General features: G+C 32.4%; 21 protein-coding genes. 8 read left to right on the forward strand and 13 right to left on the reverse strand.

What is annotated here, in order from left to right; translation table 11 throughout:
• Window positions 1-77: 77 nt before the first annotated feature.
• From radA to panC, 5 genes are all read right to left on the reverse strand, one after another.
• Window positions 78-1,436 (reverse strand): DNA repair protein RadA, encoded by a 1,359-nt coding sequence (radA, locus tag ABD939_RS07290; protein WP_345166363.1) that lies wholly within the window; start codon window positions 1,434-1,436, stop codon window positions 78-80.
• Entirely contained in the window at window positions 1,436-2,587 is a 1,152-nt protein-coding gene (locus tag ABD939_RS07295) for an alpha/beta hydrolase (protein ID WP_345166366.1), read from the reverse strand. The genes radA and ABD939_RS07295 overlap by 1 nt, the downstream gene beginning before the upstream one ends.
• Window positions 2,588-2,673: 86 nt before the next feature.
• A complete protein-coding gene (locus ABD939_RS07300; protein ID WP_345166368.1) occupies window positions 2,674-3,633 on the reverse strand; it encodes a lysylphosphatidylglycerol synthase transmembrane domain-containing protein in 960 nt (319 codons plus the stop codon).
• A 4-nt stretch (window positions 3,634-3,637) separates the two neighbouring features.
• A complete protein-coding gene (panD, locus tag ABD939_RS07305; RefSeq protein ID WP_345166370.1) occupies window positions 3,638-3,988 on the reverse strand; it encodes an aspartate 1-decarboxylase in 351 nt (116 codons plus the stop codon).
• A 13-nt stretch (window positions 3,989-4,001) separates the two neighbouring features.
• Entirely contained in the window at window positions 4,002-4,853 is an 852-nt protein-coding gene (panC, locus tag ABD939_RS07310; protein ID WP_345166373.1) for a pantoate--beta-alanine ligase, read from the reverse strand.
• Window positions 4,854-5,050: 197 nt separating this feature from the next.
• On the opposite strand from panC, the gene ABD939_RS07315 reads away from it, so the two are divergent.
• The 7 genes from ABD939_RS07315 to ABD939_RS07345 all read left to right on the forward strand — a co-directional run bounded on the left by ABD939_RS07315 (window position 5,051) and on the right by ABD939_RS07345 (window position 15,974).
• Window positions 5,051-5,860: a glycogen/starch synthase gene (locus tag ABD939_RS07315; RefSeq protein WP_345166376.1), complete on the forward strand. Its 810-nt coding sequence runs from the start codon at window positions 5,051-5,053 to the stop codon at window positions 5,858-5,860.
• Between the two features lie 22 nt (window positions 5,861-5,882).
• Window positions 5,883-7,571 carry a BamH family beta-barrel-assembly machinery protein gene (gene bamH, locus ABD939_RS07320; protein WP_345166379.1) on the forward strand — a complete coding sequence of 563 codons (1,689 nt, stop codon included), beginning with the start codon at window positions 5,883-5,885 and terminating at the stop codon, window positions 7,569-7,571.
• Window positions 7,572-7,582: 11 nt separating this feature from the next.
• Entirely contained in the window at window positions 7,583-9,436 is a 1,854-nt protein-coding gene (gene glmS / locus ABD939_RS07325) for a glutamine--fructose-6-phosphate transaminase (isomerizing) (protein WP_345166382.1), read from the forward strand.
• A gap of 181 nt (window positions 9,437-9,617) precedes the next feature.
• Window positions 9,618-12,368, forward strand: coding sequence for a TonB-dependent receptor (locus ABD939_RS07330; protein ID WP_345166385.1), 2,751 nt, complete (start codon window positions 9,618-9,620; stop codon window positions 12,366-12,368).
• A 9-nt stretch (window positions 12,369-12,377) separates the two neighbouring features.
• A complete protein-coding gene (locus tag ABD939_RS07335; RefSeq protein WP_345166388.1) occupies window positions 12,378-13,952 on the forward strand; it encodes an SGNH/GDSL hydrolase family protein in 1,575 nt (524 codons plus the stop codon).
• Between the two features lie 167 nt (window positions 13,953-14,119).
• The gene (atpD, locus tag ABD939_RS07340; protein ID WP_345166391.1) at window positions 14,120-15,628 is read left to right on the forward strand and encodes a F0F1 ATP synthase subunit beta; all 1,509 of its coding nucleotides are present in this window, start codon (window positions 14,120-14,122) and stop codon (window positions 15,626-15,628) included.
• Between the two features lie 67 nt (window positions 15,629-15,695).
• Window positions 15,696-15,974 carry a F0F1 ATP synthase subunit delta/epsilon gene (locus tag ABD939_RS07345; protein ID WP_345166394.1) on the forward strand — a complete coding sequence of 93 codons (279 nt, stop codon included), beginning with the start codon at window positions 15,696-15,698 and terminating at the stop codon, window positions 15,972-15,974.
• 77 nt (window positions 15,975-16,051) lie between these two features.
• On the opposite strand, the gene ABD939_RS07350 is transcribed toward ABD939_RS07345, so the two are convergent.
• From ABD939_RS07350 to ABD939_RS07360, 3 genes are all read right to left on the reverse strand, one after another.
• Window positions 16,052-16,591: a GNAT family N-acetyltransferase gene (locus tag ABD939_RS07350; protein ID WP_345166397.1), complete on the reverse strand. Its 540-nt coding sequence runs from the start codon at window positions 16,589-16,591 to the stop codon at window positions 16,052-16,054.
• 67 nt (window positions 16,592-16,658) lie between these two features.
• Window positions 16,659-17,111 (reverse strand): LexA family protein, encoded by a 453-nt coding sequence (locus tag ABD939_RS07355; RefSeq protein WP_345166400.1) that lies wholly within the window; start codon window positions 17,109-17,111, stop codon window positions 16,659-16,661.
• A gap of 73 nt (window positions 17,112-17,184) precedes the next feature.
• Complete coding sequence (locus tag ABD939_RS07360; protein ID WP_345166404.1) at window positions 17,185-18,441, reverse strand: Y-family DNA polymerase; 1,257 nt, start codon at window positions 18,439-18,441, stop codon at window positions 17,185-17,187.
• On the opposite strand from ABD939_RS07360, the gene ABD939_RS07365 reads away from it, so the two are divergent.
• Window positions 18,442-19,029: a hypothetical protein gene (locus tag ABD939_RS07365; RefSeq protein ID WP_345166407.1), complete on the forward strand. Its 588-nt coding sequence runs from the start codon at window positions 18,442-18,444 to the stop codon at window positions 19,027-19,029.
• A gap of 9 nt (window positions 19,030-19,038) precedes the next feature.
• Here the strand turns inward: ABD939_RS07365 and ABD939_RS07370 are convergent, their stop codons facing one another.
• The 5 genes from ABD939_RS07370 to ABD939_RS07390 all read right to left on the reverse strand — a co-directional run bounded on the left by ABD939_RS07370 (window position 19,039) and on the right by ABD939_RS07390 (window position 23,744).
• A complete protein-coding gene (locus ABD939_RS07370; RefSeq protein WP_345166410.1) occupies window positions 19,039-19,491 on the reverse strand; it encodes a DUF3157 family protein in 453 nt (150 codons plus the stop codon).
• Between the two features lie 97 nt (window positions 19,492-19,588).
• Window positions 19,589-22,414, reverse strand: a complete 2,826-nt coding sequence (locus ABD939_RS07375; protein ID WP_345166413.1) for a lectin-like domain-containing protein — start codon at window positions 22,412-22,414, stop codon at window positions 19,589-19,591.
• A 92-nt stretch (window positions 22,415-22,506) separates the two neighbouring features.
• Complete coding sequence (locus ABD939_RS07380) at window positions 22,507-22,713, reverse strand: helix-turn-helix domain-containing protein (protein ID WP_345166416.1); 207 nt, start codon at window positions 22,711-22,713, stop codon at window positions 22,507-22,509.
• Between the two features lie 3 nt (window positions 22,714-22,716).
• Window positions 22,717-23,241 (reverse strand): DUF2975 domain-containing protein, encoded by a 525-nt coding sequence (locus ABD939_RS07385; protein WP_345166419.1) that lies wholly within the window; start codon window positions 23,239-23,241, stop codon window positions 22,717-22,719.
• A gap of 2 nt (window positions 23,242-23,243) precedes the next feature.
• Complete coding sequence (locus ABD939_RS07390; protein WP_345166421.1) at window positions 23,244-23,744, reverse strand: DUF2975 domain-containing protein; 501 nt, start codon at window positions 23,742-23,744, stop codon at window positions 23,244-23,246.
• Between the last annotated feature and the right edge of the window lie 130 nt (window positions 23,745-23,874).

The raw sequence follows: 23,874 nt of genomic DNA on the forward strand, positions 1-23,874 counted from the left end.
AAAATCAGATAAAATGATATTTTTTATCGATGAAATACATTTTGTAGAAAAATTTAGATTTTATTAAAAACTAAAGTCTATGTTAAAATGGCTACTAAATCTTCAATTTTGGATATAAGCTGAATTTTGATAGTAGTATTTTTAAGTGAAATTTTATTGTATTTGGATACAAAAATTGTTGAAAACCCAAGTTTTTCAGCCTCTAAAATACGTTGCTCAACCCTTTGAACAGGGCGTATTTCTCCAGACAATCCTACCTCAGCGGCAAAACAAAAATCTTTTTGTAAAGCAAAATCTTCATTTGAAGATAAAATGGATGCAACAACAGCTAAATCAATAGCTGGGTCATCTACTGTAATACCTCCAGTTATATTTAGAAACACATCTTTAGCACCTAGTCTAAATCCTGCACGTTTTTCTAAAACAGCCAAAAGCATATTAAGCCTTTTAGCGTTAAAACCTGTAGCGCTTCGTTGTGGTGTTCCATAAACTGCAGTACTTACTAAGGCTTGAACTTCAATCATTAATGGACGCATACCTTCTAAAGTAGCTGCTATAGCATTACCTGAAAGCTCTTCATCTTTTTTAGAAATTAAAATCTCTGAGGGATTAGAAACCTCTCGTAAACCCGAACCTTGCATTTCGTAAATTCCTAATTCATTTGTTGAACCAAAACGGTTTTTATGAGCACGTAAAATTCTAAATACATGGTTTCGGTCGCCTTCAAACTGCAAAACCGTATCAACCATATGCTCTAATATTTTAGGTCCAGCAATATTACCGTCTTTGGTAATATGACCAATTAACAAAACTGGTGTAGCGGTTTCCTTTGCAAATTTTATGAGCTCTGTTGTACACTCTTTGATTTGTGATATACTTCCTGAAGACGATTCAATATAATCACTGTGTAATGTTTGAATGGAGTCTATAACCACAATATCAGGCTCTAAAGACTCAATTTGTTTAAATATATTTTGAGTTTTAGTTTCTGTTAAAATGTAACAATTATTATTATCTGAATTAATGCGTTCTGCACGCATTCTTATTTGTTTCTGACTTTCTTCTCCAGAAACATAAAGCGTTTTATAAGGTAATTTTAACGAAATTTGAAGTAGTAAAGTACTTTTTCCTATTCCAGGTTCGCCGCCTAATAGTGTTAAAGATCCTGGTACAATTCCGCCTCCTAAAACACGATTAAACTCACCATCAAAAGTATTTAAACGAGGTTCTTTTGCAACATCAATATCTTTTATTCTTAATGGTACAGAAGCTCTTTTTACTGAAGCAGTTGGTGTTTTCCAGTCGCTTTTTTCTTGTTTTTGAATAATTTCTTCAACAATCGTATTCCATTCTTTACAGGCGTTACATTGCCCTTGCCATTTAGCAAATTGAGTGCCGCAGTTCTGACAAAAAAAAGTAGTTTTTACTTTTGCCATTAATACCCAAAATCTTCTTTAATTAAATCGGCTTTTTCTAAAACTAAGTCTTTAGTAATACCTGCTATTTCCTTTAAAGTATATGCCGATTGGTAAGTTCTCATAGCTTTTTTAGGCTCTCCAGTTTCTTCGTAAAAACGTGCTATATAGTAAAGCCCTAATAGTGTTTCTGGGTACTGCTTTCTTGCTATCTTCCCAAGGTGCTCATAATATTCAAAAGCTTCATTTTTTTCTATGGCTGCAGAAATGGCTTTAAAATCGTTTATTAAAATCTGTTTATCAATACCGAATAAATCATAAATAGTTTGATACTTTTCTTCAAGATAAACCACTGGAGAAATCTCTAATTCTAATATAGTTTCTTTGTATTCTTTTTTTGATATTGGTTGAAATACTTGAAAAATACCTTCTATAGCATTAGGTATTGCATGTGTGGGTACTGAGTAATGCGAAGGCCCTTCAAAACTATCGAAATCGTAAAATAAATTTTCGTTTTCTATACTAGACGCATCTGCATTTAAAGCAGTTGTCATCTTTTTAATTGATGATGGATCGTTATTAGTATTTGCTAGATAATAGAAGAGCTTAGATTGCGTGTTGGTAAGTTGTTCGGGAATATAATCTAACATATTTGGTGCTAATTCTGGACTTATAACCACATAGCTTTTAAACAATGGATTTGATTTTAACATAAAATAATTTATGAAATTTGCTGTTTCACCATGCCCAACTGCAACTCTAAAATCAACAGTTCTGTAAGTTCTTTCTAAATACGGAATAAGCTCCATACCAATAAACTCGAAAAATGCCGCACCAGTTTCGATTGGCAAAGAATTTTGCTCTGAATACATACAATCGTCAAACCTAGTATCAATTTGATTAATGCCAACTACAATAGATTCTGGCATGTCTTCCCAATACGAGTAGTAATCAACATTTCCAGCAACGGCCTCAAATAAATAATCGCCATCAAAAACTATAAAAAGTGGGTAACTTTTATCCTCATTAGTATTATAACCTCTTGGTAATTGTATTTTAATTTGCCGTTCTTCACCAAGTTTTGAGGATTGAATAGTTTCATATTTAACTTGAGCTTGAAATATGCTTGTAGCCAAGAAAAACAATATTAAAAAAACGATTGGTTTCTTCATTTTAAATTGATTTGAGATTTAATAATGGCAAGTTAATAAATTAACACACACATAAAAAGCAAAGTTTAAGATGCTATTAAAAACTTTTAAACCGTTTTCTTACGATTAAAAATAGGTAGATAGATAAGAGATAAACCTCCTAAAATTATTATCATAATAGTCTGAGATGACCACATAATCCAACCAAAAGCGCGACTTGGGTCTTCCGGCAAATTAAATAGTGTAAATGCCAAAACAATAGCTTCAGGGTACGATCCTATACCTCCATTTGTTGCTGCAATACTAAAACTAGCTGCGATAAAGCCTATTAAAATGGCTGCAAAAGGAATATTTTGAGTTTGAGGTAATGAAAAAGAGGTTACGTAAAACATAAGCACATACATTGACCATATAAACAACGTATGAAAAATAAATGCCCATTTCTTTTTCATTTTAAAAATACTCAGTGCCCCTTCTACTAATCCGCTTATAAAAGTTTTTATTTTTAATGCTAATTTTGATTTCCCTTTTTTTATAAAACGAATAGTAACAATTATTAAAACTATTGCTATTAGAGCTGCAATGATGAGTTTTGTTGGATTAAATTTTTCAATTAAAAAACCATAAATAAAATCGAATTGAAGAAAGAGTGTAACAGTTATAATACCTAGCATCACTATTAAATCTGCAATTCTTTCGGCTACAATTGTACCAATACCTTTCTCAAAAGGTACGTCTTCATAATTTGTTAGTATTGATGCTCTTGCAACTTCACCTGCCCTAGGAATTGTGTAATTTATTAAATAGGTTGCAAATACAGCCATAATGCTGTTTCCCAGTTTAATATTATAGCCCATAGGCTCTAACTGAAAGCGCCAACGATATGCACGAGATAAATGACTTAAAAGGCCTAAAAATATTCCTAGTACAATCCAAGTATAGTCTGCTTTTTTAAAATATTCTAATAACTCATCAATAGAAATTTGTGACAGTGAATACCAGACCAAAAAAACTCCCAATAATAATGGGAGTGAAATTTTTAATATCTGTTTTGTATTTAGTTTCAAAAGTCTATTTTAATAGATTAGTGGCCTCATCTGGAAACACCAAAGATGGTTTGAAAACTTTAGCGTCTTCTATATCCATAAACGCATAAGTAATTAAAATAAGTGTATCGCCAACTGAAACTTTTCTTGCTGCTGCTCCGTTTAATGTTATTTCTCCACTTTTTCGTGGTCCGGGAATACAATACGTTTCTAAACGTTCACCGTTATCATTATTTACAATCTGAACTTTTTCACCTTGTATAATGTTGGCAGCTTCCATTAAATCTTCGTCTATGGTTATACTTCCAATATAATTGAGTTCTGCACCTGTGCATTTTACTCTATGAATTTTCGATTTTACAACTTGAATTTGCATGCGGCAAAGATAATTAATTTAGTGCGATATTATCAATAAGTCTAATATCATCTGCATATACAGCAATAAAGCCTCTGTATGCTTTTTTGTTTGATTTTCGTTTAACAGGTTTTAAGGTTTTAGCATCTGCTACAATAAAATATTCTAACTCTAATAGATGGTGTTTAGCAAACTGTTTCTCAACCCATTCCGTAATTTTATTAGCACTTTTTGTGCCAAATTTTACTTTGGCAGTTTTTAAAGTTTCATAGATAAAAGGCGCTGCTTCTTTATATTCTGGTTTTAAACGTGTATTACGAGAACTCATAGCTAGACCAGTGGTTTCACGATGAATTTTACAACCTACAACAACAACTGGAATATTATGCTTTTCAACCAACTTTTTTATTATAGCTAATTGCTGATAATCTTTTTCACCAAAATAAGCTTTGTGAGGTTTTACAATTTCAAAAAAACGTTTCACTATAGTACCAACACCATCAAAATGTCCGTGACGAAATTTGCCTTCCATTTCAAATTCTAAACCGTCAAAATCGAAAGATTCTGAAACGGTTTTACCTTCATAAATATCATCAACAGTAGGCGCATAAACCAAAATATTATTTGCACTAACTGTTTTTAATAATTCTATATCACGTTCAAGTGTTCTTGGGTATTTTATAAGGTCATTTTTATTATCAAACTGCGTTGGGTTTACAAAAATACTAACAACAACTTTATCGTTTTCACTAAGTGCTCTTTTAACAAGTTGCAAATGGCCTCTGTGTAATGCACCCATGGTAGGAACCAAGCCTAATGTTTGCTTTTTCGATTTAAGATTACCGATTGCATCTATAATTTGTTGTTTTTCTGAGTAAACTTCCACTTTTTAATAAAAAATTAACGCGTGCAAACTTAAGATTTTACAGTGAATCTGCATAAATTTTTGTACTTTTGCGTGTTTTTTATTTTGATTTAGTCAAATGATTAAGCATTTTAAATAACAACCTTAATATTTATTTTCTCCCTGTAAAATAAATTATTACATATTATACATGACTCTAAGTCAACAAAAACAAACATATGAAAGATAAGAGGATATTATACGTATCATCTGAAGTAGTTCCTTATTTACCAGAAACAGAAATTTCATCCATGTCCTTTGAAGCACCAAGATTGGTAAATCAACAAGGTGGTCAAATAAGAATCTTCATGCCTAGATACGGGAATATTAATGAACGTAGACATCAATTACATGAAGTTATAAGGCTTTCTGGTATTAATCTAGTGATTAACGATTTAGACATGCCGTTAATTATTAAAGTAGCTTCAATTCCAAAAGAAAGAATTCAAGTATATTTTATAGATAACGATGAATATTTTAAAAGAAAAGCGACTTTAACCGATGAAGCTGGTGAGCTGTTTTCTGATAACGATGAACGTGCTATTTTTTTTGCAAAAGGTGTTATAGAGACAGTTAAGAAGTTAAATTGGTCTCCAGACGTTATACATGTTCATGGCTGGTTAGCATCGTTATTACCTGTTTACTTAAAAGAATACTATAAAGACGAACCTTTATTTAACGAAAGTAAAATAGTAACCTCTATTTACAATCAAAGTTTTAACAATACGTTAAATAAAGATATGATTAATAAGGTTAAATTTGACAATATAAATGATGAAGCTATTAGTAAGCTTGAAGAACCATCATACAATAACCTTATGAAAGTGGCTATAGATTATTCAGACGCATTAATTGTAGGCTCTGAAGACATTAAAGATGAACTTAATGATTACATGAAATCATCTGACAAGCCCGTTTTAGAATACAAAAGCAAAGATGAATTTGGTGAAGCTTATACAGAATTTATTAATTCTACCGTTTTAAGCTAAACTTAGTATTCATTAATTATTTATGAAAAAGACAATTAACGCCCTTAAATTTCCTTGCATCTTTTTATTAATGATTATTTCTTTTATTGCTTGCGATAAAGAATTTAGTGAAATAGATAGTGATGTTTTAGGAAAAGATAATTCTAATTTTGATACTAATAACAACGATTTTCCTATTGTTTCATACAACAAAAAGTTAGATTCACTTCAAATAAATGGACTAGCATCAAATTTACTAGGTGTTTTTAACGATCCTGCATATGGAAAAACTACAGCTAGTATAGTTACACAAATTACACCTACTACTTTTGATCCAAGTTTTGGAACTAATGCTGTAATAGATTCTGTTGTTTTAAGAATACCATATTTTAGCAGAATTGCCAGTATTGAAGGCGAGGTTACAACATATACTATTCAAGATTCTCTATATGGTGAAAATCAAGAAGGGAATATTGATCCAATAAAGTTATCTATTTATCAAAATAATTATTTCCTAAGAGATTTCGATCCTTTTAATGTTGGTGATAACAATTTTCAAAATTATTTTTCTAATGCCGACTTTGCAGTAAACGGCGGTGCCAATAGAGTTCTTAACGGAACAAGTGTGATAGATTTTGAAACTCAAAAAGGGCAGTTAATATATGAAGATATTAATTTCGAACCAAGTGCAGAAGCCATAAGACTAGACGAAACTGTTGATGGTACTGTTGTTTCACAATTTATTGCCCCAGCACTAAGAATTAACATGGACACTGCATTTTGGACATCAATGATTTTTGATGAATATACTGTAAACCCCACTATACTAAGTAACACAAATAATTTTAGAAATTATTTTAGAGGTCTTTTTATAAAAGCAGAAGCTATTAATGATAGTGGAAGTATGGTTTTGTTAAATTTAGCATCTCAAGAATCAAGTATTATTATATATTATTCAAGAGATTCCAGTATTGCCGGAGAAAGAACTCAATCAACATATACGTTCAATTTTACTGGCAATAGACTTAACACTTTTGTAAATGAACTTAACTCTGGAATAAATTTAACAAATGGAGATAGAGTAAATGGAGATGAAAAGCTTTATTTAAAAGGAGGAAACTCTATGGCAGTTGTTGATTTATTTGGAACAGACGAACTTCAAGATTTTATTGATGAGTATCGAATTTCTGATGGAAATGGAGGTTATTTAAAAGAAAATGGAACAGGAGATTTCCTTCTCAAAAAACTTATTAATGAAGCCCAACTTATCATTTATGAAGATGAAATCATGCAAACATTTCCTGAAGACCAAAACGGAAATGATTACAGCGCTTTTGATAGAATATACGTATACGATGCTACAAACAATGGCCCTACAATTGATTATTTTTTAGACCCCACAGAAAACACAACGCAATCATTCAATTCTAGAATAATAAGTTTAGGACAGCGTTTTGAAGATGACAATGGAGGTTTTAAATACAAAATAAGACTTACAGAACATTTAAATAATATTTTACAAAAAGATTCTACTAATACTAGACTAGGCCTGGTACTATCAACCAATGTAAATTACAACAATAATGCTGAAATTTTAAATAGTGATGACACGATAGATGGTATACCTGCAGCTTCATTGTTAACTCCAAGAGGAACAATCCTATATGGCTCAAATACTACAGACCAAAAAAAGATGACTTTAAAAATTTACTCTACAGAACCTCGTAACTAAAAACTAAATTTATGTGCGGAATTGTTGGCTATATTGGATATAGAGAAGCTTATCCTATAATAATAGAAGGATTAAAACGTCTAGAATATAGAGGTTACGATAGTGCAGGAATTGCACTTTTTGATGGTTCTGATCTAAAAGTTTCCAAAACTAAAGGTAAAGTAGCCGATTTAGAAACCCGTTCTCAAGAAGAAAACACTAAAAATGGAAGTGTAGGCATTGGTCATACACGTTGGGCAACTCATGGTGTACCTAATGATGTTAACTCACATCCACATCTTTCTAATTCCGGAGAACTCGTAATCATTCATAATGGTATTATCGAGAATTATGAGTCTCTGAAACAAGAACTAGTTACCAGAGGATATGTTTTTAAATCTGATACAGATACTGAAGTTCTTATCAATTTAATAGAAGATGTCAAAAAAAAGGAAAAAGTTAAACTTGGTAAAGCTGTACAAATAGCTTTAAATCAAGTTATTGGAGCTTATGCTATTGCAGTTTTCGATAAGAATAAACCTGAAGAAGTAGTAGTTGCTCGCTTAGGAAGTCCTTTAGCTATAGGTATTGGTAATAATGAAGATGAATTTTTTATTGCAAGTGATGCATCCCCTTTTTTAGAATACACTAAAAATGCTATTTATTTAGAAGATGAAGAAATGGCTATAATTAGATCTAAAAAAGGTATCAAAATTAGAAAAATAAAGGATGACTCTTTAGTTGATAATTATGTTCAAGAACTTCAAATAAATTTAGAACAAATTGAAAAAGGTGGCTATGACCACTTTATGCTCAAAGAAATCCATGAGCAACCAAAAGCCATAAGGGACACATACAGAGGAAGATTATTAAGAAATGAGGCCATTATTAAAATGGCTGGCGTTGAGGATAACATGAAGAAATTCCTAAACGCCAACCGTATTATAATAGTTGCTTGTGGAACTTCTTGGCATGCTGGATTAGTAGCCGAATACATTTTTGAAGACTTAGCAAGAATACCTGTTGAAGTTGAGTACGCCTCTGAATTTAGATATAGAAACCCGGTAATAACGGAGAATGATGTGTTGATTGCCATTTCACAATCGGGCGAAACAGCTGACACATTAGCAGCTATTAAACTAGCAAAATCTAAAGGAGCATTCGTTTTTGGTGTCTGTAATGTTGTAGGATCTTCAATTGCAAGAGAATCTGATGCTGGTGCTTACACACATGCGGGTCCAGAAATAGGTGTAGCCTCAACAAAAGCATTTACTACTCAAATTACAGTTCTTTCTTTAATAGCATTAAGACTATCAAGAGCCAAAGGAACCATTAGTAGTTCCGATTTTCGTCATCACCTACTAGAATTAGAAATGATTCCAAAAAAAGTAGAGCAAGCTTTAAAATCTGACGCACATATTAAAAAGATTGCAGACATCTATAAAAACGTAAGTAATTTTCTTTATTTGGGGAGAGGTTATAATTTTCCTGTTGCTTTAGAAGGTGCTCTAAAATTAAAAGAAATTTCATATATCCACGCAGAGGGTTATCCAGCTGCAGAAATGAAACATGGCCCTATAGCCTTGATTGACGAGAATATGCCTATTGTAGTAATTGCCACCAAAAAAGGCCATTATGAAAAAGTAGTAAGTAATATTCAAGAAATTAAATCTAGAAAAGGAAAAATTATAGGCATTGTTACAGAAGGAGACATTCAGGTAAGAGATTTAGCAGATCATGTTATTGAAGTTCCTGAAAGTTTAGATTCGCTTTCTCCTTTGTTAACTACAATTCCACTTCAATTATTATCTTATCATATTGCTGTCTTATTAAATAAAAATGTAGATCAACCAAGAAATTTGGCAAAATCTGTTACTGTAGAATAGATTAAAAGAAGAATAACTCTAAATGTAATTTTGCTAATTTTTAGTACTTATTTTATCAAAAACACAATAAAACATCCTCTTTTTTGTTAAAAATTACTATGCGCGCATAATTTTTTTATATTTTTATGCACTAGTAATATTTTATATACATATATTGCTATTCTAAAACTAATTCAAATAGATGAAAACAATTATCCCTTTTTTACTATTGTTGTTTTGTGGTATCTCATATTCTCAAACAACAATAACAGGTTCTGTTGTTGATGATAACAGTCAACCCATCCCAGGAGCAAATATTATTGTTATGGGAACTTCAACGGGAACAGTTACCGACTTTGATGGTAATTTTACCCTAACTTACAACCAAAACCCACCTTTTTCATTACAAGCTAGTAGTGTTGGTTTTGAAAGTATGACCATTGAAATAACCCAAAACAATCAAGTAGCATCTTTTATATTAAAAGAAGGTACTGCCTTAGATGAAGTTGTTATTTCTGCATCAAGAACACCCGAACGAATTTTTGAATCTCCAGTAACCGTAGAACGTTTTGGACTAAAAGAAATTAAAAACACAGCATCGGCTGATTTTTACGATGGCTTAGAAAATCTAAAAGGTGTTGATGTAAACACTAACAGTTTAACTTTTAAATCTGTAAATACTAGAGGTTTTGCCACTTTTGCTAATAACAGGTTTATGCAGTTAGTTGATGGCATGGATAACTCCACTCCTGCATTAAATTTCCCAATAGGAAATTTAGTGGGTATGACAGAAACAGATGTTCAAAGTGTTGAACTATTACCAGGTGCATCTTCTGCACTATACGGGGCCAACGCATTTAATGGTATTTTGTTTATGCGAAGTAAAAGCCCTTTTGACCATTCTGGAATAAGCGTTTCTTACAAAGCAGGAATTACATCACAAGAAGCTGCTGGGGACAACCAATATATAGATTACAGTATTAGAGTAGCTCATAAGTTTAGCGAAAAATTTGCTGCTAAAGTTAATTTTGGTTACTTAAAAGGAACCGATTGGGCAGCTACTAATTATGATGATTTAAACTCAGATGGTGGCACAAGAGAATCAAACATAAACTACAATGGTGTAAACGTTTATGGCGATGTAGTTGCTGCAAACATTCGAGCAGAGTCTGGTGGACTTGGAATTGTTCCAGATGTATTTGTAAGTAGAACAGGATACGAAGAACGCGATCTTACAAATTATGAAGCCAAAAGTGTTAAAGCGGATTGGGGTTTGTATTTTAGACCATGGGAAAATGATTTCGAAATTCAGTATGTTGGAAAAGTAGGTACAGGTACAACAATTTATCAAGGAAGTAATAGATATAACATTAATAATTTCTTCCAGCAACAACATAAAATAGAAATTAAAAATGATAATTTCTTTTTAAGAGGTTATGTTGTAGGAGACAATGCAGGGGACTCTTATGATATGCTATTAACTGCTGTACAGATTAACAGATCATGGAAAAGTGATACCGAATGGTTTGGAGATTACATCAGAACATATGTTGGTGCAACATTAAGTGGAGCAACAGATACACAAGCGCATGCTGCAGCTAGAACTCAAGCTGAAACGGGACGTATTTTACCAGGTACTCCAGAGTTTCAAGCGGCATTGAATAGGAGTATTAATGACCCTAGTCTTCTAACTGGATCAAAATTTCAAGATGCATCTAAATATTATCATGCAGATGCAAACTATAATTTAAGCCATTTAATAGATTTTGCTGAAATACAAGTTGGAGGTTCATTTAGACAATACAATCTTAACTCATCTGGAAGTATCTACACAGATCTAGATGGCCCAATAGATTATTCTGAATTTGGTGTATACACACAAATACAGAAAGACCTTGAATTAAATGAAAACTTAAAGTTAAAGTTAACAGGTTCTATGAGATATGATAAATCAGAATTTTTTGATGGTTTTGTTTCTCCCAGAATTTCTGCAGGTTTAACTGTAAATAAAAATCATAATATTAGGGCTTCTGTGCAAACTGGATTTAGAAATCCAACCACACAAGATTTATTTATTGGTTTAGATACAGGGCAAGAGGTTTTAATTGGTTCTGCACCTGATAACCTAAGTCGTTATTCAAGACCTTATGATGTAAGTCTATCTGGGCAACTATTAGGGCAACCAGCAGTAATAAACCAAGAAGGTGGCGCAGGATACACTAATTCTTACACCATAAGTTCTGTTAATGCATACAGAGCTACAGGTGATGCCAATGTTTTAGAAGTAGCAAACCCAGATATTATACAGCCAGAACAGGTAACTTCGGCAGAAATTGGATATAGAGGCAAGGTAGAAGGTTTTATTATAGACTTTAGTGCTTACTACAATAGCTATCAAGATTTCATATCCCAGGCTGATGTCGTATCGCCTTTGTATGGAACAGTGGGAGACAACGGATTATCTGTATCTGCTTTAGATAATGATGACACTCAAAGATATAATATTTATACAAATTCTGAAGCTGAAGTTAACTCTTACGGTGCTTCTTTAGGTATTTCAACAAAAGTGTTTGGCGATTTTGATTTAAGTGGAAGCTATACTTATGCGAAATTAGATTTCGACCAACAAAGATTCCCAGACTTTGTTACAAACTTTAATACGCCTGAACATAAATTTAAAGCCACATTTGGAAATACTGACTTATTTAAAAATTTTGGCTTTAATATATCTTACAGGTTTAGTGATGACTACTATTGGGAAAACACCTTTGCCGATGGTTTAATTCCTGAATACCATGTCGTTGATGCTCAAATAAACTTAAGAGTACCAAGTTTTAAATCTACTTTAAAAGTTGGAGCTACTAATTTACTGGGTGATGAATATTTCCAAGCTATTGGTACTGGCTTTATAGGATCAATGTACTATGTATCATGGACAATTAATAACTTATAATTTAAAAAAATGAAAAATATTAAATACTTATCAATATTATTAAGTCTTTCATTACTTATAGGTTGTAATGAACCAGAAGATGTTTTAGAAGATTTTAATGCCCTTCCAGAAGAAACTGTTGATTTACCTGCTTTAACTGCTGGGTCTGCAGATTTTTCAACTTACGTATCGCTCGGTAATTCATTAACCGCTGGATTTTCTGATGGAACAGTTTTTAGAGCTGCGCAAGAAAATTCATACCCAAGTATTATGGCGCAACAATTTGCTTTAGTTGGCGGAGGAACATTTACACAACCTTTAGTTAATGATAATTTTGGCGGATTAGCCGCTGGAGGCAACCGAATAGCAGGCCCTCGTCTTATTACTACAGGTGGCGCTCCACAACCATTAGAATCGGTTATAGGACCCGTTACCGTAACAACTGATATAGTTCTAAACAAGCCTACAGGACCATTTAATAATATGGGAGTTTCAGGAGCGAATAGTTTTCATCTTTTAGATTTAGGAATTCCAGGATCAGGATATGGTGATATTAACGGTTTAGGTGTTTACGCAAATCCATACTTTATAAGAATGGCATCAGCACCTGATGCAACAATTATTGGTGATGCGATGGCCCAAAATCCAACATTCTTTTCTCTATGGATAGGTGCTAATGATGTTTTAGGTTATGCCACCTCAGGTGGAGATGGCTCTATAACTATTACTGATCAAACAACTTTTGATTTAGCTTATGGCGCTCTAATATCTTCATTAACATCTGGTGGTGCTAAAGGCGTAATTGCAAATGTACCAAATGTTGAATCGGCACCTTTTTTCAATACTGTTCCAAATAATGCGTTAGTTATTGATGCTGCAACTGCAGGTCAATTAACAGGATTTTTTCAAGCAGTTGCCGGAATATTTACGCAAGTACTCATTGCGCAAATGGTTCCTCCAGCTAACGCTCAACAATTAGCCTCTCAATACGCTATTACATTTGAAGAAGGTGCTAATAGATTTCTTATAGATGTACCCGTTACGGCTACAAACCCACTAGGATTTAGACAAATGACAGAGGAAGAAAAATTATTACTTCCTATAGATCAAGGGGCTTTAGCACAAGGTTATGGTTCTGTTGCATTAACTCCAGAAGTATTACAAGTACTTGGTATATTACAAGCTGGCGGAACACCAACACCAGAACAAGGCGCTTTAGTTATTGGAGCTGTTAATGGTATAGATGACGGCGACGCTTTAGATAGTGATGAACTTCAGGCAATTAGAACAGCAACAAATGGATATAATGCCACAATTTCTGCAGCAGCTACAGCCAACGGACTTGCTTTTGTTGATTCTTTTAGCATAACAACACAAATTGCTACTTCTGGTTATAGCTCTAATGGATTTACCATTACTGGCGGCTTAGTAACTGGTGGAGGATTTGGTTTAGATGGTATTCATGGTACTTCAAGAGGATATGCATTGTTTGCAAATGAATTTTTAAAGGCTATTGATGTTGCTTATGGTTCTAATTTTGAAGCCTCAGGAAACTTAGTAAATCTTGGAGATTACCCAACAAACTATTCACCTTTATTACAATAATATATAATCAAAATATAATTTTTAAACACCTTCTTAATGAAGGTGTTTTTTTATTCCAAAAAACCTACAAAAACGACTTTCATTTTAAATTAAAAAATATATCTTTGCACGCGAAAACTTGAAGTGTTTTCATAGAATTAAAACGCATAATATTAAACATATAAGTAATGTCTAAAGTTACAGGTAAAGTTGCACAAATAGTAGGTCCAGTTATCGATGTTGAATTCGGTGCAGGTTCAGAACTCCCAAAAATTTACGATTCATTAGAAATTAAAAATGCCGATGGCTCTATATTAGTACTAGAAGTACAGTCTCACATTGGTGAAGATACTGTACGTACAATTGCGATGGATTCTTCTGATGGTTTAAGTAGAGGAACTGAAGTTACTGCTACAGGTGCTCCTATACAAATGCCAATTGGAGACGATGTTTACGGGCGTTTATTTAATGTAATTGGAGATGCTATTGATGGGCTTGGAGATTTACCTAAAGCTGGAGAAGCTGGGTTACCAATTCACCGTACAGCTCCTAAATTTGAAGACTTATCAACGTCTACTGAAGTTTTATTTACAGGTATTAAAGTAATCGATTTAATTGAGCCATATGCAAAAGGTGGTAAAATTGGTTTATTTGGTGGTGCTGGTGTTGGTAAAACAGTATTGATTCAGGAGTTGATTAACAATATAGCAAAAGGACACGGTGGACTTTCAGTATTCGCAGGAGTAGGAGAAAGAACTCGTGAAGGAAATGACCTTTTAAGAGAAATGTTAGAATCTGGAATTATCCGTTACGGTGATGACTTTATGCATTCTATGGAAGACGGTGGATGGGATTTATCGAAAGTAGATAAATCTGCTATGAAAGATTCCAAAGCAACGTTCGTATTCGGACAAATGAATGAGCCTCCAGGAGCACGTGCTCGTGTTGCACTATCTGGTTTAACTATTGCAGAATATTTCCGTGATGGTGCTGGTGAAGGACAAGGAAAAGATGTACTTTTCTTCGTAGATAACATTTTCCGTTTTACACAAGCTGGTTCAGAGGTATCTGCACTACTTGGTCGTATGCCTTCTGCGGTAGGTTACCAACCAACATTGGCAACAGAGATGGGCGCGATGCAAGAGCGTATTACATCTACTAAAAGAGGTTCTATTACTTCTGTACAAGCGGTATACGTGCCTGCGGATGATTTAACGGATCCTGCACCTGCTACAACCTTTGCTCACTTAGATGCAACAACAGTACTTTCAAGAAAAATTGCCGAGTTAGGTATTTACCCTGCGGTAGATCCATTAGATTCTACTTCAAGAATTTTAACTGCTGATATTTTAGGTGATGAGCACTATAACTGTGCGCAACGTGTAAAAGAGTTATTACAGCGTTATAAAGAATTACAAGATATTATTGCTATTCTTGGTATGGAGGAATTATCAGAAGAAGACAAATTAGCAGTAGGTAGAGCAAGACGTGTGCAACGTTTCTTATCTCAACCATTCCATGTAGCAGAGCAATTTACTGGTATCCCTGGTGTTTTAGTTGACATTAAAGAAACTATTAAAGGCTTTAATATGATTATGGATGGCGAATTAGACAAGTATCCAGAAGCAGCTTTTAACCTTAAAGGAACTATTGAGGAAGCTATTGAAGCTGGAGATAAAATGCTTGCTGAGGCTTAAAAACTTGTCATAGTTTACAGTCCATTCAGTGACTAATAACTATTGACTACAACTAAAGACTAAGAATATGTATTTAGAAATTGTATCACCAGAAGCAACTTTATTTAGTGGAGAAGTAACTAGTGTTTCTGTTCCCGGAGTAAATGGTGAATTTGAAATGTTAAATAATCACGCCGCTATAGTATCTATATTAAAAGAAGGTACTGTTAAAATTTCAGGGAATATTGAATTAGAAGAAGAGGTGCAAGATAAATTCACAAAAGGGGATAAAGGCACAACTTTACTAAATATAAAATCTGGAACTATTGAAATGAAGGACAATAAAGTTATTGTTTTAGCTGATTAAATTAGACTTATTTTATCTTTTATATAATAAAAAACGCGAAGCAAAAGCTTCGCGTTTTTTTTATCCTTTAAATATTATTACCACTTCCAAAATAATAGAGCCCATTCTTGATTAGTACAAGTGTATCTTTTTAATAAATTAAATCCAATAGCATAATGCGCATTTAAAGATCTTGTATTTTTAATATCAACCTCTGTTATAATAATATCAAAAACTGTGTTCAGCTCAGATTTCATAAAGTTATAAAGTCCTTTAAAAACACCTTGTTTTCTATAATTTTTGTCAACACAAATTTGCCCCATAATTATATAACTAACATTTGGGCTAATGCAAGTTTCAATTTCTTTAAACATAGGTTTTAAGACTGCAATAGTATTTTTAAAACTGTCAAGCATACTTAATGCATAACCAACTATTGTATTGTTGTGAATAGCAATTACATGTGCACAAGCGTCATTCATCATTTTTAGTGTTTCTAAATCGTGCTGTACAGTTACAAATCCTTCATTTAATTGTTCTTCTATTGAAATTGAAGCAGTTATATTACGCTTTTGAAGTTTGATGATTTCAAATAATTCATCATCTGATACAACTCGTCTATAAACAATTGTATTCATTAGTTTGATACTTAAGTTTTAAGAAATCTATATACTTAATAAGTAGTTTTAAGAAAAAATAGTACTGTTAGTATACTCTTTTTATAACATTAGTAACTATGCCCCAAATAACAAAATCATTATCTTCTGTTATTTTTATATTAGGATAATCGGGATTTTCAGGCTGCAACCAAAGCCCTTCTTTATTCATTTTTAGGCGTTTCACAGTAAACTCGCCATCTAAAAAACAAACCGCAATTTTATTATCGGCTGGTTCCAAACTTCTGTCTATTACTAATAAATCATTATCATCAAGTCCAGCACCAATCATAGATTGCCCGCTTACACGTGCATAGAACGTAGCTTCTTTATTTTTTACTAGCTCACTATCTAAAGAAATGCGTTCTTCTTTAAAATCTTCAGCAGGTGAAGGAAATCCAGCAGAAATCCCAGTGTCTAAAAAAATAGCACCTAACCCTTCAGAAGATTTTGGAGTAAAAAAAGTCAAACTTTTAGATTTATATAATAGGTTTTTATTCATTTTTTGAGTCTAACAAAAAATATCTTTTGCATAAAGTTAATAAAGATTCTTCATGATACGTGAAATGGTGCCATTATTTTACAAAAATAATATCGTTAATATTAGTTGTATACCTTGGTGTTAGCCTTTCTTGACGCATTTTCCATGTACGTTTTAAATCTTGATTTGCTAATTTAATCTTGTAATTAGTATACTTAGCATTAAGATTATCTATAGTACGCATTAAAGGTTTGTGTTTAGGATTTTCGTTATCAAACATTTGTAATTGATAATTATTTGTAGATACTAAACCCATTACAACCACTCCAGCTCGCTTATACTTAATACCTTTTTTAAAAATACTTGCACCCGCTAAAACGGCTTTACTGCTAATAATTAAACTAGAATCTGTAGGATATGATAAACTAATAATCCTACTTCCTCTGTGTTGTTCTAGTTCTTTTTTATGTTTATCACTACTCAAAGACACATAAATCATGTGACAACTAGATCCTTGTTTTCTTAATTTTTCGGCACAACTTGTTGCAAAGGTTGAGATGCGTTCTTTTATATCATCAATATTTGAATAGGTATACTCAAAACTTCGTGTTGTAGCTATAGCTCGTTTTGTTTTTACTTCATCCAATTTTATTTTAGAAATCCCTTCTAAATCTTTTTTAAGTCTCCATTCTACTATCGAGAAACTTTTACGTACCCAATCATCTGTAAGCTGTGTAAAATCGAATGCTGTTTTACAACCTTTTGCTTTTAACCGTTTTTGTAAACTCCTCCCAATACCCCAAACGTCTTCTATTTTTATCCATTTTAATGCTTTAATACGCTTTTCCTCGGAGTCTATAACATATACACCTTTTGTTTCATTTGGGAATTTCCTAGCAATTTTATTAGCTACCTTACTTAATGTCTTTGTTGGCGCTACACCCACACAGGTTGGAATACCTGTCCATTTCAAAATTCGTTGTCGCATTTGGTTGCCATAATCTTGAAAATCGTAATTATCAAACCCTTTAAATTCTAAAAAAGCTTCGTCTATGCTATACACTTCAACATCTGGAGTAAATTGTTCGAGTATTTTCATTACTCTAGTACTCATATCACCATATAATGGATAATTTGAAGAAAAAATTTGAATATTATTAAGCTTGCAGAATCCTTCCCACTTAAAAATAGGAGCGCCCATAGGTAACTTTAAAGCCTTTGCTTCGTCACTACGCGAAATAACACAACCATCATTATTACTTAAAATAGCAATGGGTTTATGGCGTAAATTTGGGTTAAAAACACGTTCGCAAGACGCATAAAAGTTATTACAATCTACTAAGGCATACATATGATAAAATTACAGATTTCTTTAGTTATATTTGGCTCTATGGAGCAAAATATAATTGTATCTGAAAAACAACGCCCTTTATGGCAACGTATACTTGCAGCTTTATTTTTTACTGCTGCTATTGCTTTTTTAGCATATACTTTATTTACAGCAAATTGGAATGATGATAGTTTAATATACATTGGACATAATATAAAATCTTTTATTTACTTAGTTGGATTTGGTGTGGTATTTTCATTCCATAAAAGCGTCTATATTGATATTAAAAATTCAAAATTCAGATCAACTATTGAAATTGGACCGATTAAGTTAGGGCAATGGAAAATCATTTCTAACTACGAATATGTTTCTATATTTCATCAGCCTATAAGTAATGGAGATAAAATATTTGAGGTAAATTTATGGTACGACAGAAATAAGCATTGGGAATTATATGAAAAACATGATTACAAAGAAGCTTTTTTAATTGGTTATAAAATTGCAGAACTCTTGAAAATCGATATTTTAGACGCTACAATACCTAACGACTATAAATGGGTAGACAAAGAAGCCTCAATAAAAGCGGGTAAAATGATATATTTATATTAATTATTAATTCTAAAAAAACTTTCCGTTTTCTATAATAGAATTTCCAACACGTTTATAGGTAACGCGTTTGCCATTAGCACAAAATTTATAAATACCTGAAGACTTTTTTTCTGAAGCTGACAGCAACGTAATATCTTCAACAGTACAATCGTAATCTTTTGCTACTTTCTTTTTTATATGACTAATAGTAGCTCGCCCTTTTTTTAATTGATTTTGAATTTTTTTATCCAATTTAGGTTCTTCAAAATCTGAAGCGATTTTACAACTATTTTCTTTTGAAACCTTAGATACTTCTTTTTTTATACTCCTTATTTCTGGGGTTGTTGTTAAGTCAATATACTCCCACGTAAAATCTGCTTTAAGTAAAACACGACGTCCATCTTCAGTTTTTACAATATGGTTATTTTGAGCGAAACCAATACTAGAGATAAAAAATAAGACAATAAAAAAAGAGGCTTTCATAGCAAGAAATATTTTATATAACTCCAAAAATACAAAACTAATCTTTTACATATTCTAAAATATTGTTTGTAACGTATTTAAAACTTCTCTAATTATTTTAACGTTTCAATGTAAAATGCGAAGTAAACGTTCTTGAACTTCCATCATTACCTAAATAATCTACTCTAAACCAATAATCACTACTAGGCATTATTTCACCATTATAAGTTCCATTCCAACCCAACCCATTGGGGCTTATAGTTTTTAATAATTTACCAAACCTATCGAATATATATATTCGAGCAGCAGTTTGATTAATTAGGCATTCAATATTCCATAAGTCATTAAACCCATCTTCGTTAGGTGTGAAAAATTTTGGATAGTTTAAAACACGAAATATTTCTATGGCATCTATACTACAATTATTGATTTGACGAGCCCTAATAACATTCTCATCACAACCTCTAATATTTGAAAACGTATTTTGAGTTGTCCAAATATCATTATTCAATTGATATTCATACATACCGTCTCCACCGGTTGCAACAGCTACTACAATTTGATTATCACTAAATGGTTCTGAAATCAATTCAATAGAAAGTTCCAATTCGTTTACTGGCAAAACCTCTATTTCTATCTCAATTACAGAAGCACATTGATTTGGATTTGGAGTAAAAATATATTCTGTAGTTATTTGATTATTTATGGGCTCAGACCAACTACCCGTAATACCTTCATCAGAAGCAGAGGGCAATATAACTGTTGTATCTCCTTGACAAATAAAGTCTGGCAAACTAAATGATGGTATTGTAGGCTGAAGCACTTCAATTATTAACAAGCTACTTGCTACACAACCTTGTCCAGCATCTGGAGTAAAGGTATACTCAGTGGTGTTTTGATTGTCTAATGCTGGCAACCATGTACCGGTAATTCCATTATTTGAAACGAGAGGTAATTCTTGTAAAAACTCACCTGGACATATAGGATTGACGGAGTCAAATTCTGGAATAATATTAGGAATAACCGTAATTGTTAAATCTGTATTATTAGCACATTCGTCTGCATTTGGAGTAAAAGTATACGTGGTTGTAATTGTATTATTTAGAGCTGGTGCCCATGTTCCTGTAATTCCGTTATAGGATGTTGTGGGTAATGGTGCTAATGTATCACCTTCACAAATAGGGTTAATTGCATCAAAAATTGGTAATACAGGTATTTCAACTACTATATCTAGTGTGGTTGCTATCGCACATTCTCCAATATTTGGTGTAAAAGTATAAGTGGTTGTAATCGTATTATTTGGAGCTGGAGACCAAGTTCCTGTAATTCCGTTATTGGATGTTGTGGGCAATGGTGCTAATGTATCACCTTCACAAATAGGGTCAATGGTATCAAAAATTGGTAATACAGGTATTTCAATTACTATATCTAGCGTGGTTGCTATCGCGCATTCTCCAGTATTTGGCGTAAAAGTATACGTAGTTGTAATCGTATTATTTAGAGCTGGAGACCATGTTCCTGTAATTCCGTTATTGGATGTTGTGGGTAATGGTGCCAAAGTATCACCTTCACAAATAGGGTCAACGGAATCAAAACTGGGAACAATTGGAGCTATAACATCAATTTGTAGTGTGGCTGTATCTACACAACCTTGTCCAGTATCTGGTGTAAATGTATATGTGGTTGTACTTGTATTATTTAAAGCTGGCGACCATGTTCCGGTAATTCCATTACTAGAAGTCGTGGGTAATGGTGCAAGTGTTTCTCCCTCACAAATGGGAGCCACAACATTAAATGTGGGTAATGTGAGAGGAATAACAACAATATCTAAAGTAGTAGAGTTTGCACAACCACTATTTGGTGTAAATGTATAGGTTGTAGTTTGTGTATTATTTAAAGCTGGCGACCAAGTTCCTGTTACCCCTTCAAGGGAGGTTGTTGGTAATGATGTTAATGAGCCACCTTCACAAATTGGAAGAAAAGCATTAAATGTAGGTGTCTGGTTTGGTAAAACCGTTAGTATAAAATCATCTACTGTTGTATCTCCGCAAACATCACTAATTGTTACTGTATACGTTGTAGTGCTATTTGGAGAAAATGTTGGATTAGCAATATTGGGGTTACTTACACCATTAGTTGGTGTCCATGAGTAGGTTACACCACTTGGAATAGTAGCATCAACTTGGATGTCATCATTTGCGCAAATGGTTTCGTCTTGAAGTTGTAAATTATCTACGAAAGAAATACTATTAAAACATACTTGATGCAAATTAGACAGTCCTCCTGTTGACCCTACAAATCCAAAAAAGACACTATCATCACCTGAAAAAATAGTATTCTTTACGTCTTGATTTAAACTCAGCCTCAGCACGCAATCAAAATATACATTAAACATGGTTGTTGAAGCAATCCATTCAATTTTTATTTCATGTGTATTACCATCTTCAATATTATTAGACATATTACTAGCTTGTACTGGGCCAGCCAAATTATCAGCACTATTGTGATTTGGATTACCATTACGCATTATAGCAATATGGTCAAAAAAAGGATCTGCTAAAAGGCCTTCCTGAGCTGTATTATTTAAATAGGTATCAAACTCAACAACTAATGAAGGTGATATTCCTTGATAACCCAATCCTCCTCCAAGAGCTCCAATAAGCGGTGTAGAATTACGCTTAAATACTAAAGCCATACCGTCTGCACCATTTGCATTTTTACTACCAAAATTATTTTGATAATTAATAGTAAAGTCATTATCAAAATCTATTGCATTATCATACCACACACCACCTTGTTGGTTAAGAAGGTCTCGAGTGATAATAAAACAATTATTTCCTTGCCCTTCTGCATCTCCTACTGTTGTAGCATTGAGTTGTGCATGTATTACAGAACATGAAAAATATAAGAATATTAAGACTATATAATCTTTTGCGCTCAACATTTAAAGTTTAATGTATGAAGATATTAAACAATATACTTTTGCACAATAGAATTATGACGTTGTATGGTTTTTATATAGTTTATAAATGGAAACTAAACCTCAACATACTCTAAAATATCACTGGGTTGACAGTTTAAAGCTTTACAAATGGCTTCTAAAGTTGAGAAACGAATCGCCTTTGCTTTTCCCGACTTTAAAATGGAAAGATTTGCTGTGGTGATATTAATAATTTCAGCTAACTCCTTACTTTTCATATTTCGTTTAGCAAGCATCACATCAAGATTTACAATTATTGGCATAAATTAAATAGTTAAATCGTTTTCTTCTTGTGTTTTCTTTGCTCTACTGAATACTTCTGCGAGAATATAAAATGCTAATCCTGCTGGTATTAAAAACACGAATTCGTTTTTCAATTCGCTTAAAAAATGAAATGAAGACTTGTTAATACTCACCAACAAAAACCTAAACACCAATACACTAATGGTATAGGTTATAAAAATATTACCAATTCTTTTAAAGGAATTAATATTCTTATCTGTGAAATAATACTCTTTTTCAATTTCTTTTAGAATGGATAGAAAATACGAAATACCATAAATAAGGTAACCTCGCATAAAAAACAACCCTGCGCTAATTGCATAGTAACTCCATTCTATTGCGTTTTTTGAGGTAAACCAAGGAGTTTCCTTGTTTGCTGTTTTTGCCCAATTTTGAAATTCTTTAAACTGATTAAAATCAAACTCACGCATATCGTTTAGTAATACTGAAATTGAAGATAGCAGAATTGCCCAAGTAACTATGGTTAATATGTTAGTATTGTCTTTCATTGTTATATGGTTAAATCGTTTTCTTCTTTTGTTTTTCTGGCCTTTGCAAAAACCTCACTTAAAAACATAAAAAATAAACCTAATATTATGGATACTATTAAACCATTATCTATCCCAGGTTTTATTTCACTTAAAAGCAACAAACGCAATATGAATCTATATAAAGAAAATGATATACCACACGCTAGAATTAGCTTACCTATTGTTTTGAAATTTGTAATCACCAATTCAGAAAAATAATTGCCTTCTGATAAGTCCTTTAAAGTAGATTTCAGTAAATAAATGGCTCTTACAAACAAATAATAGATACAAACCAAAACTAATATTATTAGAGAAAATTCGAATAGCTCTAACCTATTAAAATCATATCCTTCAACTAGGTTAAAGGATTTAACCATTCCATTTGTAAATAGGATAGGCAAGATGATGAAAATTATAAAGCCTGTAAGTAAGAAGTAATAATAAAATTTAATAAGCTTTTTTAAAGTTTTTAGTGTTTTCATAATAAATAAATTATTGTTTAACAATAACAAATATATGAAAATTATTGATAAACAATAATTTTTATCAGAAAAAAGATATAGGTTTGACTAAAGGAAGAATTAAATCCTTTAAGCTGTTGAATAAATTTAA

This window comes from Algibacter aquimarinus, assembly GCF_039543265.1.
Classification (GTDB): domain Bacteria; phylum Bacteroidota; class Bacteroidia; order Flavobacteriales; family Flavobacteriaceae; genus Algibacter_B; species Algibacter_B aquimarinus.